14 protein-coding genes and 1 tRNA gene are annotated in these 19007 nt (G+C 41.4%); 10 read left to right on the top strand and 5 right to left on the bottom strand.

Annotated features, from left to right (window positions below):
* Window positions 1-7 precede the first annotated feature (7 nt).
* From H5182_RS04625 to H5182_RS04605, 5 genes are all read left to right on the top strand, one after another.
* Complete coding sequence (locus H5182_RS04625) at window positions 8-1102, top strand: sorbosone dehydrogenase family protein (RefSeq protein WP_182731349.1); 1095 nt, start codon at window positions 8-10, stop codon at window positions 1100-1102.
* Window positions 1103-1112: 10 nt separating this feature from the next.
* Entirely contained in the window at window positions 1113-3404 is a 2292-nt protein-coding gene (gene parC, locus H5182_RS04620; RefSeq protein ID WP_145234971.1) for a DNA topoisomerase IV subunit A, read from the top strand.
* A gap of 158 nt (window positions 3405-3562) precedes the next feature.
* Window positions 3563-4276: a 1-acylglycerol-3-phosphate O-acyltransferase gene (locus tag H5182_RS04615; RefSeq protein ID WP_145234973.1), complete on the top strand. Its 714-nt coding sequence runs from the start codon at window positions 3563-3565 to the stop codon at window positions 4274-4276.
* On the top strand, window positions 4276-4611 hold the full coding sequence (rraB, locus tag H5182_RS04610) for a ribonuclease E inhibitor RraB (RefSeq protein WP_064667208.1): 336 nt from the start codon (window positions 4276-4278) through the stop codon (window positions 4609-4611). The genes H5182_RS04615 and rraB overlap by 1 nt, the downstream gene beginning before the upstream one ends.
* Before the next feature lie 177 nt (window positions 4612-4788).
* Window positions 4789-6006, top strand: coding sequence for an HD-GYP domain-containing protein (locus H5182_RS04605; protein ID WP_182759606.1), 1218 nt, complete (start codon window positions 4789-4791; stop codon window positions 6004-6006).
* On the opposite strand, the gene H5182_RS22265 is transcribed toward H5182_RS04605, so the two are convergent.
* A complete protein-coding gene (locus H5182_RS22265) occupies window positions 5966-6307 on the bottom strand; it encodes a hypothetical protein (RefSeq protein WP_310741265.1) in 342 nt (113 codons plus the stop codon). The genes H5182_RS04605 and H5182_RS22265 overlap by 41 nt on opposite strands.
* Before the next feature lie 289 nt (window positions 6308-6596).
* Here H5182_RS22265 and H5182_RS04595 point away from each other — a divergent pair, with 289 nt between their 5' ends.
* Window positions 6597-7859, top strand: a complete 1263-nt coding sequence (locus H5182_RS04595) for an outer membrane protein transport protein (protein ID WP_145234979.1) — start codon at window positions 6597-6599, stop codon at window positions 7857-7859.
* Between the two features lie 97 nt (window positions 7860-7956).
* Here H5182_RS04595 and H5182_RS04590 read toward each other — a convergent pair whose 3' ends face one another.
* The 3 genes from H5182_RS04590 to pepA form a co-directional block, all read right to left on the bottom strand.
* A complete protein-coding gene (locus H5182_RS04590) occupies window positions 7957-10812 on the bottom strand; it encodes a valine--tRNA ligase (RefSeq protein ID WP_145234981.1) in 2856 nt (951 codons plus the stop codon).
* Between the two features lie 60 nt (window positions 10813-10872).
* Window positions 10873-11319 (bottom strand): DNA polymerase III subunit chi, encoded by a 447-nt coding sequence (locus tag H5182_RS04585; RefSeq protein ID WP_145234983.1) that lies wholly within the window; start codon window positions 11317-11319, stop codon window positions 10873-10875.
* A 174-nt stretch (window positions 11320-11493) separates the two neighbouring features.
* Window positions 11494-13005, bottom strand: coding sequence for a leucyl aminopeptidase (gene pepA / locus H5182_RS04580; protein ID WP_145234985.1), 1512 nt, complete (start codon window positions 13003-13005; stop codon window positions 11494-11496).
* 264 nt (window positions 13006-13269) lie between these two features.
* Between pepA and lptF the strand changes: the two genes are divergently transcribed.
* Window positions 13270-14382: an LPS export ABC transporter permease LptF gene (lptF, locus tag H5182_RS04575; protein ID WP_145234987.1), complete on the top strand. Its 1113-nt coding sequence runs from the start codon at window positions 13270-13272 to the stop codon at window positions 14380-14382.
* The gene (lptG, locus tag H5182_RS04570; RefSeq protein WP_145234989.1) at window positions 14379-15446 is read left to right on the top strand and encodes an LPS export ABC transporter permease LptG; all 1068 of its coding nucleotides are present in this window, start codon (window positions 14379-14381) and stop codon (window positions 15444-15446) included. The genes lptF and lptG overlap by 4 nt, the downstream gene beginning before the upstream one ends.
* Window positions 15447-15478: 32 nt before the next feature.
* Here the strand turns inward: lptG and H5182_RS04565 are convergent, their stop codons facing one another.
* Window positions 15479-15979: an RDD family protein gene (locus H5182_RS04565; RefSeq protein WP_145234991.1), complete on the bottom strand. Its 501-nt coding sequence runs from the start codon at window positions 15977-15979 to the stop codon at window positions 15479-15481.
* A gap of 253 nt (window positions 15980-16232) precedes the next feature.
* On the opposite strand from H5182_RS04565, the gene H5182_RS04560 reads away from it, so the two are divergent.
* A tRNA-Leu gene (locus H5182_RS04560) sits at window positions 16233-16317 on the top strand.
* 296 nt (window positions 16318-16613) lie between these two features.
* A complete protein-coding gene (locus tag H5182_RS04555; RefSeq protein WP_182759604.1) occupies window positions 16614-18551 on the top strand; it encodes a BspA family leucine-rich repeat surface protein in 1938 nt (645 codons plus the stop codon).
* Window positions 18552-19007: the final 456 nt, after the last annotated feature.

Raw genomic sequence — 19007 nt, 5'->3', positions numbered from 1 at the left:
AAAATCGATGAATAAATTACTAGTTTCTCTACTAACTTTAGGCTTGCTAAGCCCGTCCTTAGCAGCAAAAGAAATCCTTAAAGAACTCAGTGTTCCTAATGGTTTTACTGTAAGCATATTTGCCAGTGATGTGGAAAATGCACGGCAATTAGCAGTATCTAAAAAAGGTATTGTCTATGTTGGCTCGCGCAGAGCGGGAAACGTATATGCACTTATTGATCACAATAGTGATGGGGTTGCTGATAAACAAATACTGGTGGCCAGTGGTTTAACTATGCCATCGGGTTTAGCAATCAAAGATGGCGACCTGTATGTTGCTGAAGTACAACGTATTATCCGCTTCAAGAATATTGATACACAATTAAAAGCACCTAAATATGAAGTGGTATACGACGCATTACCGACAGAAAGTCACCACGGTTGGAAGTTCTTACGCTTTTCACCAACTGGCGAGTTAATCATTCCTGTGGGTGTACCTTGTAATATTTGCGGCGAAGATGAGCGCTATGGGCGAATATTTTCATTGGATGTAAACACCAAACAAATGACCACGTTAGCACAAGGTGTGCGTAACTCTGTTGGTTTTGACTTTCATCCTAGCACCCAGGCTATGTGGTTTAGTGATAATGGCCGAGATATGATGGGGGATGATCTTCCACCGGATGAACTAAACCGCTTAACAACCGAAGGTGAACATTTTGGTTTTCCCTATGTGCATGCAGGTGCCATCTTAGATCCTGAATTTGGTAAAGGTAAAAATATTGCCGATTACAGTGCCCCAGCTTTAGCTTTGGGTGCGCATGTTGCTCCATTAGGGATTCATTTTTATCAAGGTAAACAATTTCCTGCTACTTATAAGCAGCAATTATTTGTTGCTGAACATGGCTCGTGGAACCGCAGTAAAAAATCTGGATATAAAGTGGCAGTTGCCACTATTGAGCAAGGACGTGTGATAAAATACACGCCGTTTATTACGGGCTTTATGAAAAACGAAGAAACATTGGGTCGTCCGGTTGCTTTTGCAGAACTTGCCGATGGCAGCTTATTGATCTCCGATGATTATGCCAATGTGATCTACCGTGTAAGCTATAAAAAAAATTAGGTAGGCTTTGATGAGTGATACAGATACCTTGCTATTGCAAGGAATTGAGCAACAAACAATGGGGCGTTTTACTGAAGACGCCTATTTGAATTATTCCATGTATGTGATCATGGATAGGGCATTGCCACATATTGGCGATGGTCTAAAACCAGTACAACGTCGTATTATTTACGCCATGAGTGAACTGGGTTTATCGGCAACGGCTAAGTATAAAAAGTCAGCCCGTACCGTTGGAGATGTACTCGGTAAGTATCATCCTCATGGTGATAGCGCCTGTTATGAAGCGATGGTGTTAATGGCACAACCATTTTCTTATCGTTACCCATTAGTTGATGGGCAAGGGAACTGGGGTGCTGCAGATGATCCAAAGTCATTTGCGGCAATGCGTTATACCGAAGCGCGTTTATCTAAGTTCTCAGAAGTACTGTTAAAAGAACTTGGCCAAGGAACTGTTGATTGGACGCCAAACTTTGATGGCACAATGGATGAACCACAAGTATTACCATCACGCTTACCACATATTTTACTCAATGGTATTACGGGTATTGCAGTCGGTATGGCAACTGACATTCCTCCACACAACGTGCGCGAAGTAGCCAGTGCCTGTTGTTTGCTGTTGGATAACCCTAAAGCTGAGTTAGATCAATTGCTTGAGCATGTACAAGCTCCCGATTACCCAACTGAAGCTGAAATAATCACTTCAAAAGCGGATATTCGTAAAATTTATCAAACCGGCCGTGGTTCGATAAAAATGCGCGCTATTTATACAGAGGAGCACGGCGATATTGTCATTACTGCACTGCCACATCAATGTTCTGGTGGTAAAGTACTTGAGCAAATCGCAGCGCAAATGAATGCCAAAAAGCTGCCTATGGTCGCTGATTTACGTGACGAATCAGATCATGAAAATCCAACCCGGATTGTCATCATTCCGCGTTCTAATCGCATTAAAGTGGAGCCGTTAATGGCTCATTTATTTGCCACTACGGACTTGGAAAAAAATTACCGCGTTAATATCAATATGCTTGGCCTTGATGGCCGTCCGCAGGTAAAAGATTTACGAACCATTTTAACTGAGTGGCTGGTGTTCCGTCGTGAAACAGTGCGCCGTCGCCTGCAATATCGTTTAGATAAAGTATTGGCTCGTTTACATATTTTAGAAGGTTTACTTGCAGCCTTTTTAAATATTGATGAAGTTATTGAGATTATTCGTAGCGAAGACAAGCCAAAGCCTGTGTTAATGGAACGCTTTGGTATTACAGACATCCAAGCCGAAGCAATCCTTGAATTAAAACTACGTCATTTAGCGAAACTTGAAGAGTTTAAAATTCGAGGTGAGCAAGATGAGCTTGCCAAAGAACGCGATAAATTACAGCTGACTTTAGGCTCTGAACGTCGTATGTCGACGTTACTAAAAAAAGAGATTCAAGAAGCAGCAGAGCTGTATGGTGATGAGCGCCGTTCACCGATTGTCGAACGTCTTGAAGCTAAAGCATTAAGCGAAAAAGATTTAATCCCATCAGAATCAGTAACCGTTGTGTTGTCTGAAAAAGGTTGGGCGCGTGTTGGTAAAGGCCATGATTTAGATGTTGAAGGGCTCAGTTACCGGGCTGGCGATGCATATAAAGCCTCTGCGCGTGGTAAGAGTAACCAACCTGCGGTGTTCTTAGATTCTGCTGGGCGTGCATTTGCCACTGATGCGCATGGGTTACCGTCGGCACGAAGCCAAGGTGAACCAATGACAGGTCGGTTTAACCTTACTGCAGGTGCTAATTTTGAGCATGTAGTGATGGGCGAAGACAAACAAGTGTTGTTAATGGCATCAGATGCAGGTTATGGTTTTATTACTGATTTTGTAGATCTAGTAAGTAAAAACAAAAACGGTAAAGCCCTGGTCAGTGTGCCTAAAGGTGGGCAATTATTAGCGCCAATTCGGGTTAATGATGTTGCTAACGATTACTGTATGGCGATATCTAATGAGGGCCGGATGTTGTTATTCCCATTACGTGATTTACCAAAACTAGGTAAAGGTAAGGGTAACAAGATAATCTCTATCCCAAGTGCCAAAGTACAAGCGCGTGAAGAGTTTGTTAAAGTGCTGGCAGTGGTGCCTGAAGGTACCAGTGTTACCTTGCATGCAGGTAAGCGTAAACTGACTCTTAAACCTACTGATTTGGAGCACTATCATGGCGAGCGTGGCCGTCGAGGTAACAAACTACCGCGTGGTTTACAGCGTGTCGATGAAGCGGTTGTAGAGCTGACGGCGATTGATGATGATATTGAGCCGACAGAAACCGAGTAAGTATTTTTTTTATATCTATGAATAAAACGGCCTGCTATTGCAGGTCGTTTGTTTTTAAAGCAGAAAATTATTTTAAGCTTACATGTGTTCGCTAAACACTCGTTTAGCGGCAAAAATAACGCTATAATGCTGGCGTTATTATTTTTGGAGCGTTTTCTTTGTTAGCTATTATTCGTATTGTTATTATGGCATTGTTTATTTTATTAAGCTGTGTATTTGGTTTACTCCTTTGTTTAGTAAAACCTTTTCATATAAATAATGTACATATTATTTCAAGTTGGTTTGGCACAGTGGCTAAAATGCTTGGTGTAAACGTGGTTATTACACGCCATCCTGACGCGCAAAATTGTGGCCCTGCAGTGTATGTTGCAAACCATCAAAATAATTACGATATTTTCACTTTACCGGCGGCGGTACCAAAAAACTGTGTCAGTTTAGGTAAAAAAAGTCTTAAGTGGATCCCATTTTTTGGACAGCTATATTGGCTTTCGGGCAATATTTTAATTGATCGGGGAAATCGTTCTAAAGCGGCTAGCACGATCACTAAATCGGCCGATAAAATCAAACAAAAAGGCTTGTCAGTGTGGATTTTCCCAGAGGGAACCCGCAGTTACGGACGTGGCTTATTACCATTTAAAACAGGTGCATTTCACACGGCTTTAAATGCGGATGTACCTGTAGTACCTGTATGTATGAGCACAACATATAAAACCATTAAGCTAAATCGCTGGGACAATGGTATAATCTACATAGACATGTTAGCGCCAGAGCCACTTGATAAAACGATTGGAGCACGTGAACACGCAAAGCGTATTCATAGCAAAATGGCTGCTAGAATAACTGAATTAGATGCTCAAGTGAGAGAAAAGTAATGGAAAATTGGCGTGAAATTAGTGAAGACATTGTAACTTCGTTATTAGAAGATGGTTCTGATCCTGAGATCTTATACGAAGTAGAACATCACTTTGTTTGCGAAGACTTTGTCAAGCTTGAGCAAGCTGCACTAGCTGCGTTTAAACTAGGCTATGATGTTGAAGAGCCTGCAGAACTTGAGCTTGAAGACGGCAGTAAGATTTGGGGCTTTGACATCGTTGTTGAAGCTGAGTTAGATGTTGACGTAATAATGGAAGATGTTGATAAACTAGCACAACTTGCGATCGACACCGACGTAGAATACGACGGCTGGGGCACTTACTTTCAAGAGTAATATGTTATCCACTAGGTCCTAACCACTAGGACCTAGTGTAATTCATACCTATTATTGACTCGCCAACTCGCCATTTCCTAGTGCTTATTTCGTATTCGTTACTTTTGTTATAGACATTTGTAGTGGATCGTTGATAATCAGTAATTATTATTGTTTGAAATGAATTAATCACTTTATATGCTTATTACCCTTCCAATTTCTGAACTCGTACCAGGAATGTTTGTTGACAGTGTTAGCAAGCAGTTTGAGGGGGTTGATAGTATAAAAATCAAAACTCGCGGCCTAGTTCGCGATAAATCGATCATCAAGCGCTTGGTATCAGAAGGAGTGCAAGAGCTGCTGATAGATTTTACGCAAAGTGACGTGAGTGTTCCTGCCAAATATCAGCTTAAACCTGAAGTCGCGACTGTGGCAGCCGACAAGCCTAAAAAATCAAAAATAAAAAAGGTTATTACAGTTGAGCAAGAGTTTGCCAAAGCGAGTGTGAGCTATGAGCAACATAATCGTAATTTACAAAGTTTATATGGCGATGTTACTTCAGGCTTAAAGATGAATATCGCATTGCTTGATGGCATTGCCAAAGATATCGTGGCATCGGTATTTCGTAATCATAATGCAATGACTATTTTAACTCGTATTAAAGATAAGCATATGTACAATTGGCGACATATGACTAACTGCGCCATTTTTGTCACTGTATTTGCCAAGTACTTAGGTTACAAAGAAAGTGTTGTACAAGAGCTGGCTATGGGGGCCTTGCTACATGACTTAGGCCAAGCTAAATTACCACAAGGGATTTTTTCTAAACCTGAGAAAGTAAATAAGCTTGAGATGCAAGCGATTAAAAAGCATGTAGCGCAAAGTTTAGGCTTGGTAAAAGGCGAAAAAGGCATTACCCCATTAATGCTTGATATGATAGTTAATCACCATGAGCGCTTAGATGGCAGTGGTTATCCTCGAGGTCTGCAGGGCGAAAAACTTAGTCGACCAGCGCGAATTATGGCGATAGTTGACGTTTATGATGCAATGACCGCAGATAGACCCCATCAAATTGGTGATGAACCGATCAACGCATTGCGCTATTTATTAGCTAATAAACACATGTTTGATGGTGAGTTAGTACAGCGGTTTATTAAGTGTTTAGGTGTGCATCCGGTCGGTACGATTGTTAAATTAACCAATGAACGATTGGCATTAGTAACTGAAGGTAATCATCAGAACCCCATTCAACCTAAAGTTAAAGTTTTCTATAATGCTAAGCATAGTCATCATATTACGGCAAAAGATGTTGATTTAACTTCAGCAGATCATGACTTAAAGATTTTAGCGAGTATTAAACCATTAGATTATCAGCTTAATTTGGCTCGTTTGTTAAAAGAGCATCTGTTGGTTTAAGCGGTTTTTTGGTTATTGCTTTGTTACAGTGTTTTTTAGTTGATTGCTTAGCCGATAATAGCGCACCACTGAAGCAACTCACCATTAATGATAGCCACAATAAAGTCCCATTCTCTGAATGTAACGCACTGCAGCAGCACACTAGTGCGACTAAAGCACAAACAATAGCACCTAACCAATAATGGTTAACAGGGTTATCGCATTCACCAGCTCTAGTGCAGGCACAAAAATTAGCTTTGCAAAAGCAATATACACTTACCCCACAAAAAGCCAACGCAGCAATAATTAATCCTATTTCCACCGCTTCATCTCCTTTGCTAGTCCTGTTTGGCAGTCTAATAGTGCTTATCAAACAAGTCAATCTAAATGATAATTAATTGCAAATGAGTTTTTAGCAGCAGCTTATCCGATGAGTTTTAAAAAACTGTTACTTTGCTGTTAAAAAATGGTTTTTATGGGGTTTTTTAACGCTTTGTTACAGTTTTTTATTTAAAAGTAAGGTACTGTGCAAAGGTTTTGAAGTAACTTACTCCTAATAATTAGAGACAACACATGGGAACCCAAGCATTTTGTTTGGTTAAGGAAACACAATGAAATTTACAAAAACTTTAATTGCAGCATCACTTGCTGTTATGTCTGCAGATACGTTTGCAGCGGCTTTCCAGCTTGCAGAGCAAAATGCCTCTGGCTTAGGGCGTGCATATGCTGGTGAAGCAGCAGTGGCTGATGATGCCTCTGTAGTTGCGCGTAATCCAGCTCTTATGTCTGTATTTAAAGAGCAGCAGCTAAGTATTGCAGGTATTGCTGTCATTCCAGATGTCAGCCTTCGTGGCACTGAAGCTAGTAATCAATCAGTTAACCCTGGTCAACTAAACGACAGCAGTATTGCGCCAGCCGCTTTTGTTCCTGCAGGTTATTTTGTAATGCCTATCGATGACAAGTTTGCTGTTGGTTTTGGTGCGTTTTCAAATTTTGGTTTATCAACTGAATTTGAAGCAGATTACCCTGCAGGCCAGCTTGCTGGTGAAACAGAGATTGTTACTGTAAATATGAACGTAAGTGGTTCATACAAAATCAATGAGCAATTTAGTGTTGGCCTTGGCTTAAACTATGTTTATGCAGATGCGAAAATCATTCGTAACTTTGGTGCTAATCCATTAGGTTTACCAGCACAAACTCAAGCAGTACATTTAGAAGGCGATGATACTGGCTTTGGTTGGAACTTAGGAGCTAGCTATCAGATTGATGAAAATAGTCGCTTTGGTTTTAACTATCGTAGCGAGACAGATATCACATTTGATGGCGAGTTTTCTAACCAATTACCTGCACAAATCGGTGGCCTAGCTGGCGTAAGTGTACCTGGAAGTGTTGAAATCACTCTCCCTGCGATTGCTGAGTTCTCTGGTACACACCAGTTAGATGAGAAAACAGGCTTACACTACAGTGTATTATGGACTGGTTGGGATAGTTTCCAAAAGCTAGAAGCTTATGTTCCAGGCAAAGATACACCTGTATTCTCTAAAGATGAGCACTTCTCAAACTCAATGCGTTACTCAATCGGTGGCGATTATCAGTTTAACGATGCTGTACTATTACGTGCTGGTATTGCTTATGATGAATCACCAGCCGATCAAAAACACCTGTCGATTTCTATCCCTGATACTGACCGTTTTTGGTACTCGTTTGGTGTTAACTACACCATGAGCGAACAAGCAAACCTAGATATTGGTATGAGTATTCTCCGTGGTAAAACACAAAACTTTACTGAATCTGATGGCTTAGGTCAGCAGTGGGGCTTTGAATCAAAAGGCCATGCATACTTATTTGGTGCGCAGTATAACTACACGTTTTAATTTGTAGGCGCGGGTTTATCCCGCGCAAATAAAAAGCCGCGTTATTTATTAACGCGGCTTTTTTTGTGTCTAGCTGTGCGGGGTTCCCCGCATCTAGTTACAAGCTTTCGATCTTGGCTTTTTGCTCAAGTAGTTTTGCTTTCGCATCTGAGAACTCTGCAAGTTTCTCATTTTCTTTAGCAAGGACTGCTTCAGGTGCATTGTTAACAAACTTTTCGTTTGCTAGTTTATTTTGCACTTGAGCTAGGCCTTTTTCGGCTTTTTCAAGCTGCTTAGCAATACGTGCAAGTTCGGCGTCAACATCGATTAGACCTGCCATTGGGATCATGATCTCAAGGTTACCAACATAAGATGTTGCACATGCAGGTGCGTCATCTTTGTTATCAAGCAGCGTAAATTCTTCAATTTTAGCAAGTGATGCTAAGAAAGATTTATTTTCTTCAATACGACGTACATCATCCGCAGATGCATTTGCTAGTAATACTGATAACGGCTTGCTTGGGCTAATATCCATTTCACCACGAATGTTACGAATGGCTAAAATGAATTGCTTAACCCACTCTAAATCATCCATTGCTTTTGCATCAACGTTAGCTTCATTGTAAACAGGGAAGGCTTGTACCATGATACTAGTGTTCGCTGTTTCAAGACCTGCCAGTGGCGCAACACGTTGCCAAATCGTTTCGGTAATGTATGGCATCATTGGGTGCATTAAGCGCAGTAGGCTTTCAAGCACAGTGATCAGTGTATGACGCGTACCACGTTGTTGTGCTTCATTGCCTTTGAATAATACAGGCTTTGTCAGCTCTAAGTACCAATCGCAAAATTGGTTCCAAGTGAACTCATAAAGCGTATTTGCTGCAAGGTCAAAACGGTAGTTATCTAAGTGCTCAGTATAGGTTTTAACAGTTGCTTCAAATTGGCCTAAGATCCAACGATCAGCAAGTGAATACTCTTTAACTGCATCATTTGTAAAGCCACAATCTTGCTCTTCGGTGTTCATTAGTACATAACGGCTGGCGTTCCATAACTTATTACAGAAGTTGCGGTAACCTTCAAGGCGGTTCATATCCCAGTTGATGTCACGACCAGTCGATGCCATTGCCGCTAAAGTAAAGCGCAGTGCATCTGTACCGTGAGCTTCAATGCCGTTATCAAAGGTTTTACGAGTATCTTTTTCGATTTTCTTAGCGACTTTTTCTTGCATCAGGTTACTGGTGCGTTTTGTTACTAAGCTTTCAAGGTCGATACCGTCAATCATATCGATTGGATCAAGTACGTTACCTTTTGATTTTGACATTTTATCGCCATTTTCATCGCGAATAAGACCCGTAACGTAAACCGTTTTAAAGGGCACTTGTGGCTTGCCGTTATCATCTTTGATGAAATGCATGGTCATCATGATCATGCGCGCTACCCAGAAGAAGATAATATCAAAACCAGTTACCAATACGTCAGACGGGTGGAAAGTTTTCAAATCATCTGTGTTCGCAGGCCAGCCTTGGGTTGAAAAAGTCCAAAGTGCTGATGAGAACCAGGTATCGAGTACATCTTCGTCTTGGCTAAGTGTTACGCTATCAGCAATGTTGTTTTCACGACGTACTTCTGCTTCATCACGGCCAACAAAAACGTTGCCTTCGCTGTCGTACCAAGCTGGAATGCGGTGACCCCACCACAACTGGCGCGAAATACACCAATCTTGTACGTCGTTCATCCACGAGAAATACATGTTCTCGTATTGCTTAGGTACAAATTGAATATCGCCATTTTTTACTGCGTCTTTTGCAGGCTCAGCCAGTGGTGCAACACGTACATACCATTGGTCAGTAAGTAGCGGTTCAATAACCACACCTGAGCGGTCGCCGTAAGGTACGGTTAGAGCGTGATCTTCAATCTTTTCAAGTAAGCCTAACTGTTCAAATTCAGCCACAATTGCTTTACGTGCATCGAAGCGGTCAAGACCATGCAGGCGCTCAGGAATTGGTGCATCAAACTCAAGCTCTTTACCATCAAAGGTGTAGGTTTCGCCTTGGCTTAGAATTGCGGCATCTTTATCGAAGATATTGATCAACGGCATTTGATGACGCTTACCAACTTCGTTATCGTTAAAGTCGTGTGCTGGCGTGATTTTTACACAACCAGTGCCTTTGTCTTTATCGGCATGTTCATCAGCAACAATTTTAATTCGACGATTAACAATCGGCAGTAAAATCTCTTTACCGATCAAGTCTTGATAGCGTTCGTCATCTGGGTTTACTGCAACACCTGAGTCACCAAGCATGGTCTCTGGGCGAGTCGTTGCCACTACAATGTAGTTTTTACCGTCTTGGGTTGTAACACCATCAGCCAATGGGTAACGTAGGTGCCACATGTGGCCTTGTTTGTCTTTGTTTTCAACTTCAAGATCAGAGATAGCCGTGTGTAGCTTTGGATCCCAGTTTACTAGGCGCTTACCACGATAAATTAAATCTTCTTTGTGTAAGCGTACAAACACTTCTTTAACTGCTTCTGATAAGCCTTCATCCATTGTGAAACGTTCACGATCCCAATCAACCGATGCGCCAAGGCGACGAAGTTGTTTTGTGATAGTCCCGCCAGATTGTTCTTTCCACTGCCAAATTTTGTCGATGAAAGCTTCACGGCCTAAGTCGTGGCGTGTTTTACCTTCTTCAGCAGAGAGTTTACGTTCAACCAGCATTTGCGTAGCAATACCTGCGTGGTCAGTACCTACTTGCCATAATGTGTTATTACCTTGCATACGTTTAAAACGCGTTAAGGTATCCATAATGGTGTCTTGGAAAGCGTGGCCCATGTGTAAGCTACCAGTGACATTGGGTGGCGGGATCATAATTGAATATGCATCGCCTTTACCCGATGGTTTGAAGTAGCCTTTTTGTTCCCAGTCTTGGTATAACGACTGTTCAATATCTTGCGGATTGTAGGTTTTATCCATTACACAGAACCTTAAATAAGTACTTAAATGAGTTAGTTAGCTATTTATACAAAAGGTATGTTAGCTATTAATATCTTGCGTGGTGATATTAGCACCGAGTTGGCGTAGCTTTTTAAAGCGCTCACGGGCAGCTTGTTTAGCAGTGGCTTCAACGGGCACAAAATCAAAAACTTGGTTAAACCGACGAATAAAGTCCGGCAATTGTGCAGCCAAGTTAATTAAAACTTTACGATTACCGACTGGCGGGGTAGTACCTATTTCAACGGGCGCACCACCTTTTGGACCTTCACCTTGGAGATTGTGAGGCACAAAACTGTCGGGGTCGAATGACCAAATAGTTTCATCAATGGCATGGGCAATTTCAAGATCATCAACGTAAATAAAGATACGATGACCAAGACGATACTGTTCAGCAGCAATATCAGCCGCTAAGCTAAAGTGATCATCAGCCTTGGCTAATGACTCATCTTGTTGCTTTAGAACGAAAAACTGGGCGTTCATGCTCATTGTATCGGGGCTTCCCACAGTATTGAAAATAATACTTAAATCAAAGCAGGGATTTTGCCATATAACGCGTTTTGCTTCAATTAATACGCTAATTTATACGTTAATAAGTGGGGAATAAATAAGGCGCTAAAAAGCGCCTTATTTAAATTTACAATGTATTGTTAAACGCGGGGTTTAATCTTGGCTGGTTTCGCTTACACCGGCACGGTTGAGTAAATATTGCGTAAGCATTGGCACCGGTCGACCTGTTGCGCCTTTGTTTTTACCACTGCGCCAAGCAGTGCCTGCGATATCTAAATGGGCCCAGTTATACTTTTTAGTAAACTTAGATAAGAAGCATGCTGCTGTTATCGTTCCCGCAGAGCGGCCGCCTAAGTTAGTAAAATCAGCAAATGGGCTTTCTAGTTGATCTTGATAATCATCCCACAGTGGCAACTGCCACGCACGGTCGCCACTTTGCTCAGATGCTTTTAACAAGTCATGTGCCAGTGGGTTGTGGTTAGATAATAACCCCGTTGCATGAGCGCCAAGGGCAACAATACAAGCGCCAGTTAAAGTAGCGACATCAATCACGGTTTCAGGTTCAAAGCGCTCAACATAAGTGAGTGCATCACATAATACTAAGCGGCCTTCAGCGTCGGTATTTAGTACTTCAACTGTTTGCCCTGACATAGTGGTCAAAATATCACCCGGACGATAAGCATTCGAGCTTGGCATGTTTTCACAACCTGCGAGTACACCAATTACGTTAATCGGTAATTGCATTTGCACCAAAGCACGCATTGCGCCAATAACACCGGCTGCACCGCCCATGTCGTATTTCATTTCATCCATGGCTTCGCCTGGTTTGAGTGAAATACCACCTGAGTCAAAGGTTAAACCTTTACCAACTAGCACGATTGGGGCTTGATCTTTCGCGCCGCCTTGGTAGTTAATTACCGACATAATAGATTCGTTATCACTACCACGACCAACTGCTAAGTATGAATTCATACCTAACTCTGCCATTTTATCTTCGCCAATTATATCAACTGTAACGTTGTCAAAGTTAGCTGCAAGTTCTTGCGCTTGTTCACCTAAATATGCAGGATTACAGATGTTTGGCGGCATGTTCGCTACGTCTTTACATAACTTACTACCTGCAGCGATCGCTAGACCATGTTCAATGGCGCTTTCACCAATGGTAAGTTCGCGGCGAGTTGGCACGTTAAACACAATTTTACGCAGCGGGCGACGCGGGTCACTTTTTTTGCTTTTTAATTGGTTAAATGTGTACAAGCAGTCTTGGGTGGTTTCGACCGCTTGGCGGACTTTCCAGTAGGTGTCGCGACTTTTAACATGTTGCTCAGTTAAAAAGCATACCGCTTCCATCGACCCAGTTTCATTTAGGGTATTGATAGTTTTTGAAATAATTTGTTTGTATTGTTTGTCGTCTAGCTCGCGCTCTTTACCACAGCCGACCAATAGTATGCGTTCACTTAACACATTGGGTACATGATGCAATAACAGCACTTGTCCCGGCTTGCCTTCAAGGTCGCCGCGACGCAATAAATTAGAGATATAACCATCACTGATTTTATCGAGTTGTTCACCAATGGGGGATAAACGACGTGGCTCATAAACGCCAACTACAATACATGCGCTACGTTGCTTTTCAGGACTACCACTTTTTACGCTAAATTCCATTGTCACTCCTAATTTTGAGTCATTTAACCCTTAAATAAGGGTAATAAAATAAAAATCCAGATACTAGCTTAATATTAGCTTATAAACGCTGACTCATTATGTGTATTTGAACTTTATACTTTTGTAGCCATCAATACCACTAATGCGACAATATATCGAGTTGCTAGGTATGATATTTAATGTTGATGACATATAATAAAACCCTAAGTTTACTCAAATTTTCTTACTCTTGAAGTAAAACATCATGTTTAACAGGGGCGATCATTGCTAATTTTCCGTTATTTGACCACTGAAGTTTTAAAGTCTCAGGTCGCCGTATTTTTAACTTTGATGACAATTTTTTTGTCGCAAAAGTTTGTTGTTATTCTAAGCGACGCCTCTGAAGGCGGTATTCCTGCTAAGTTAGTACTGTCGATGATTGCACTAAAGTTACCGCAATTGGCATCATTAATACTACCGCTAAGTATCTTTTTAGGGATTATTCTCGCCTACAGTCGCATTTATGCCGACAGTGAAATGACTGTTCTCAAAGCCTGTGGCGTTAGTGAATGGTACGTAGTGCGTGTAACCTTAGTTTCTAGTGTGGTACTAGCGCTATTGGCGGGAGTACTGACTTTATATATAGCCCCATGGGCGAGTGAACAAGAATATCAATTGAAAGAACAAGCCAAAGCGGATGCCGGGTTATCAGCGCTGCGTGCTGGGCGCTTTCAACAAACAGGGAACGAAAAAGCGGTGGTGTTTATTCACAATATCGAAAACGGCGGCAAAGAATTACACAAAGTATTTGTAGCACAACTACCCGATAGTGAAAAAGACAATCTCGCACGGTTAGTATATGCGCAGCGGGGTGTGGTGGTCGAGCAAGAAAGCGGTGAGCAGGAATTGGTGCTCAGTGACGGTAAGCGTTACGAAACTGACGGTGAAACGCCAGCGCTCAATTTAACCGAATTTGATGGCTATAGTGTACAAATCCGTGAGCAAGAGATAGAACATCAACGCCGCAAACTTGAAGCTGTGCCGACCATTGATTTGTTTGCGATGAAAACGACTGATGCGATTGCTCAGTGGCAGTGGCGTCTTGCTATTCCGCTTTCTATTCCGCTACTTACTTTATTAGCAGTACCGCTGAGTGTCGTTAATCCGCGCCAAGGTAAGTTTGCCAAGTTAGTACCTGCCATAAGCTTGTATTTAGGTTATTTCATCTTATTGAATGCAGCAAAATTTGCAGTTGAGGATGGTAAAATTCCGCCTTCAATTGGCCTATGGTGGATCCACTTTACGGCGTTATTTATCGGCGGCTTTTTGATCATTAAAGGGCGGCCACTCGGTGCTTGGCTAAAAGCTGTGTTGACTAAGCGGGAGTATGGCGCATGATGAAAATGCTTGATTGGTACTTAGGCCGTAGCATCTTGCAAACCACTGGTTTTGCTTTGATGGTCTTGGTGGGGATCAGTACCCTGATTAAATTTATTGAGCAGCTTAAATCAGTCGGTCGCGGTAGCTATGATATTGCAACTGCATTGTTATATACATTATATAGCATGCCTGGCGATCTTGTGGTGTTCTTCCCAATGGCCGCTTTAATTGGTGGCTTAACAGGTCTTGGAGCACTTGCGTCAAATAGTGAACTGGTGGTTATGCAAGCTGCTGGTATGTCGCGTTTGCAAATTATTGTCTCAGTGATGAAAACTGCAATATTTATGGCGCTTTGTATGATGGTATTAGGCGAGTGGGGCGCACCGGCCGCACAGCTCAAAGCGAAAGAAATGCGTAATCAAGCTATACACGGTGGCGATGTATTTAACGCTCAGCAAGGTGTATGGGCTAAAGATGGTAATAACTTTATTAATATAGAAGATGTTGACCAAAACGGCGTATTACACGGTGTGAACATGTATCATTTTGATAAATCACTACAACTTACACAAATTACTAAAGCTCGCGAAGCAGTAGGCCGTAAAGATGGTTGGTTACTTCGTGATGTAAGTAAACTGCAACTCAGTGAAGAGTTGATCAGTACACAGCAACAAGATGAAGAGTTTTACGAATCACAACTTACAGCTGAAAAGCTGGGTGTAGTATCGGTAAAACCAGAGGCGCTTTCTTTCACAGGACTTTGGTCGTATTTAGGTTATTTAAAACAAAATGAGCAAGATACCAGCACCTATGAGCTGGCTTTATGGCGTAAAATTATGCAGCCAGTATCGATAGCGGTGATGTTATTAGTGGCGCTGTCGTTTATATTTGGCCCACTGCGTACAGTGACGATGGGCGCGCGGATTGTAATGGGCGTAGTAACCGGTATTGCATTTCACCTAACCAATGAAATATTTGGTCCTGTGGTGATGGTGTATCAAATCCCTGCGATAATCGGGGCGACTTTACCAAGCATAATATTTATAGGTTTTGCGACTTACTTGCTTAATAAGCGAAATTGATAATGGGGAGCTAGCAGCCTAGCTCCTTATTGCTAATCTAAAGAACGATAAATTCGTTTGTTTTCTTCTTTTGTTAGCGCAACAACCTCGGTTTTAGACAGGTAATCTTGCAGCGCTCGTTTGTTTTTAAAATCAACTAATACCACTAAATTACCCAAGCCAAGTAATGCGGTTACGCTACGAATAACGGCTTGTGACCAACTAATTAGCTTACCATCGCGAGTTTGTACTTTTAAACGCCATGCGCGCATACCAATCGTTTGGCCACTCTTAGTCCAAAAATAGCCAAAAAACACTAACGCTACAACGACTAAAAGTGTACTGCGAAGACCTGATAACAATAGTGAATTTTGAATTAGCGCAGACACATCCTCAGCACCATTTAAACTAATAACCTCAAGTGAAATAAGCCCTTGTACGGCAAACAAATACAAAACAACGCTTAGCATAGCAAATGCAATAATAGCTAACGTATCGTAAACTAACGACGCAAAGCGACGCCAAAAGCTCGCACGCGGAAATTCAGCAGACATAAATAAACTCACAAAGTTAATATGTGCGCTAGTTTAGCAAATAGCGAGACAAATACTAGCTAGTCGCTTTTATGAGTGAATGTTAATGGTTGCTCAATTGTTAAGCGGTTGATCGTGGTTTTGTAAAAAACGCTTGCTGCTCCTCTTATTGTTTGTATAATGCATGGCATAGAGACAAAGACAGCTTGATAAGTCCTAGCTCTAAAGTGGTTTTTCTTTATCTTCTCATGTTAGAAGGTTAAAGAAAAATGATGCCAGCGTGATGAAATTGGTATACATGGGGGATTCAAAATCCCCTGCCGCAAGGCGTGCCGGTTCAAGTCCGGCCGCTGGTACCACTTTTGATAGCCCTTGCTTTTTAGCAAGGGTTTTTTTATGCCTATAGAAAAGTGAAATGCGGACTCGAGCGCCACTCAAACCAATATTTGACGATGAACCATAGCTTTTTTAGCCAATCCGTATCGTTTTAACTTTCCCTCATGCTGATTAAAAAACTTATCAACAATAGTCTATTGGTAAATAAATACAGATTACCTATTGTGGGTATAGTAGAATGCGCGCCCTAAATATATTTTTACTTTATTACTTACCCTTACTCAAAGTTCGTACATTGAGGCATTTTAAAGGAAAAAAAATGACGACTAATCGCTTATTTATCTTTAAGCATATTTTTATTTTGTGCATTCTGTTTACATTATCTGCTTGTGGCGGTGGCTCTGGTAGTGCAGAAAAATCTGACACAGGAACTAATTCAAACCTAGATATAACAGCGCCTGTTATTACTTTAAACGGTTCGCAAGCTATTACGCTCAATATAGGCAATAGCTACCAAGAGTTAGGTGCATCTGCTTCAGACGATAAAGACGGTAGCGTAAGTGTTAGCGTGTCAGGCTCTTTGAACCTTAATCAAGCTGGTGTATATACGTTTACATACACTGCTACTGACAGCGCGGGAAACTCTTCAAGTGTAATTAGAACAATTACAGTGGTTGCACCCGACGATACACAAGCGCCAACTATAACGTTGAATGGTGAAAAGTCTATTTCTCTTGAGCTGGGCGAATCATACCAAGAACTAGGGGCGCAAGCACAAGACAATGTGGATGGAACAGTCAGTGTCGCTATTTCAGGCTCAGTGGACGAAAGTACGCCCGGCGACTACACAATTACATATACTGCAGTCGATTCCGCTGGTAATACGGGTTCAATTACCCGAAAAGTGACAGTACTTGAGGCTAAAGACATCTCGCCACCGCTGCTTACTCTCATTGGTAAAGAGTATATTAAGTTATTCTTAAATGAAGAGTACTCAGAGCAAGGGGCGTCGGCACTTGATGACTTTGATGGTGCAATCAGTGCGACAGTATTTGGTGAGGTTGACGTTAATAACGTAGGTGTATACATAGTTACCTATACTGCAACAGATAAAGCAGGAAACACGGCAAGTATTGAGCGCACTGTTGAGGTGGTTATACCTCGTGAATTTATCACAACCTGGAAAACGGATAATACACAACTGCTCTCAACAGATGCTAATACAATTAAAATTACAACTAAAGGCGAGGGTTATAATTTCCAGATAGAGTGGGGCGATGGCACTATCGACCGCAATGTTGTTAATACAATTACCCACACATACGAAACTAGCGGAACCTATACCATTAAAATAAGTGGTGATTTCCCACGTTTTTACTTTGATGAAATGCAAGCTGATTGGAGCAAATTATTAACCGTAGAGCAGTGGGGTGATATTCGTTGGTCATCAATGGAGCGTGCATTTATAAACTGCTCTAACCTTGTTATTAATGCCTTAGATACACCTGACTTATCAAACGTCACGAATCTTTCTTACATGTTTTCGTATGCGCAATCGTTCAATCAAGACATAAACGATTGGGATGTTTCTACTATTACTGATATGACCGGTATGTTTCAAGGTGCTATTTTATTTGATCAAGCTCTTGAAAGCTGGGATGTGTCTCGTGTCGTAAGAATGGGGCATATGTTTGATGGTGCAACGAACTTTAATCAAGATATTAGCAATTGGGATACAGCGAGCTTAAAAGACATGATACGCATGTTTAATAATGCCAGTCAATTCAACCAACCAATAGGCAGATGGACAGTTGGCGGTGTTTATAGGATGACAGGACTATTTGCTAATGCAGTGTCATTTAATCAAGACTTAGGTGATTGGAAAGTTGGGTTTGTATTTTATATGGGCAATATGTTTGATGGTGCATCAGCATTTAATCAAGACATTGGCCGCTGGAATGTGTCCGACGTTGCCTATATGAACAGTATGTTTCGCAATGCGGTTTCATTTGATCAGAACTTAAGTGATTGGGATATTTCTAACCTCAGTGATATGCGTAGCATGTTTGAAGGGATTGCATTGTCGGTTGAAAACTACGATGCTCTACTCAATGGCTGGAGTAAGTTATCGACTCCACCGCTAAAAATTGGTTTTCATGCTGGTAATAGCCAGTATTCTGAAGCTGGAAAAACTGGACGCGATATTCTCACTAACATACATGAATGGAATATTGCTGATGGCGGATTAGTACAATAGCATTTAACCAGTAAGCTGTGTTGTTCTATGTTTAGAGCATCGCAGCATTTACTTGCATCACAGAAGTGCATGGTTAATAAGCTCTATATTATATAAGTGTAAATTTATCTAGTGTTTATGAGTTACGGTAATAAGCCTTTTAAAAACGCGATACATGATAAGTTGAGCCATAAAACAAGTTGGCAGAGAACTTAACTTATTGATTAAAAATCTAGGTAATGCATACAAGGACAGTCGTAAAGCAAATTCACACTGTTCTTCAGCGCACTTATCAAATAGAAGCAAGTTGCTCAGTATTAAATCAACAGATACTTTAAATATAGTTTTAGTCGTGCGGACTTGTTTACCTTCAGCTTTAGTTAAAACGTGAGCCAAGAAAACCTAAACAGGTGAGAGCTAAGCGACGTTCAAAGTTACTATACGCCGCTTAATTTAATCTAGTAGAGCAAACTATGT

The sequence above is a fragment of the Pseudoalteromonas sp. SG44-17 genome, from assembly GCF_014164235.1.
Taxonomy (GTDB): Bacteria; Pseudomonadota; Gammaproteobacteria; order Enterobacterales; family Alteromonadaceae; genus Pseudoalteromonas; species Pseudoalteromonas rhizosphaerae.
Note: the sequence above shows the minus strand (reverse complement) of the source record. Positions and strands in the feature narration are given on the sequence as shown.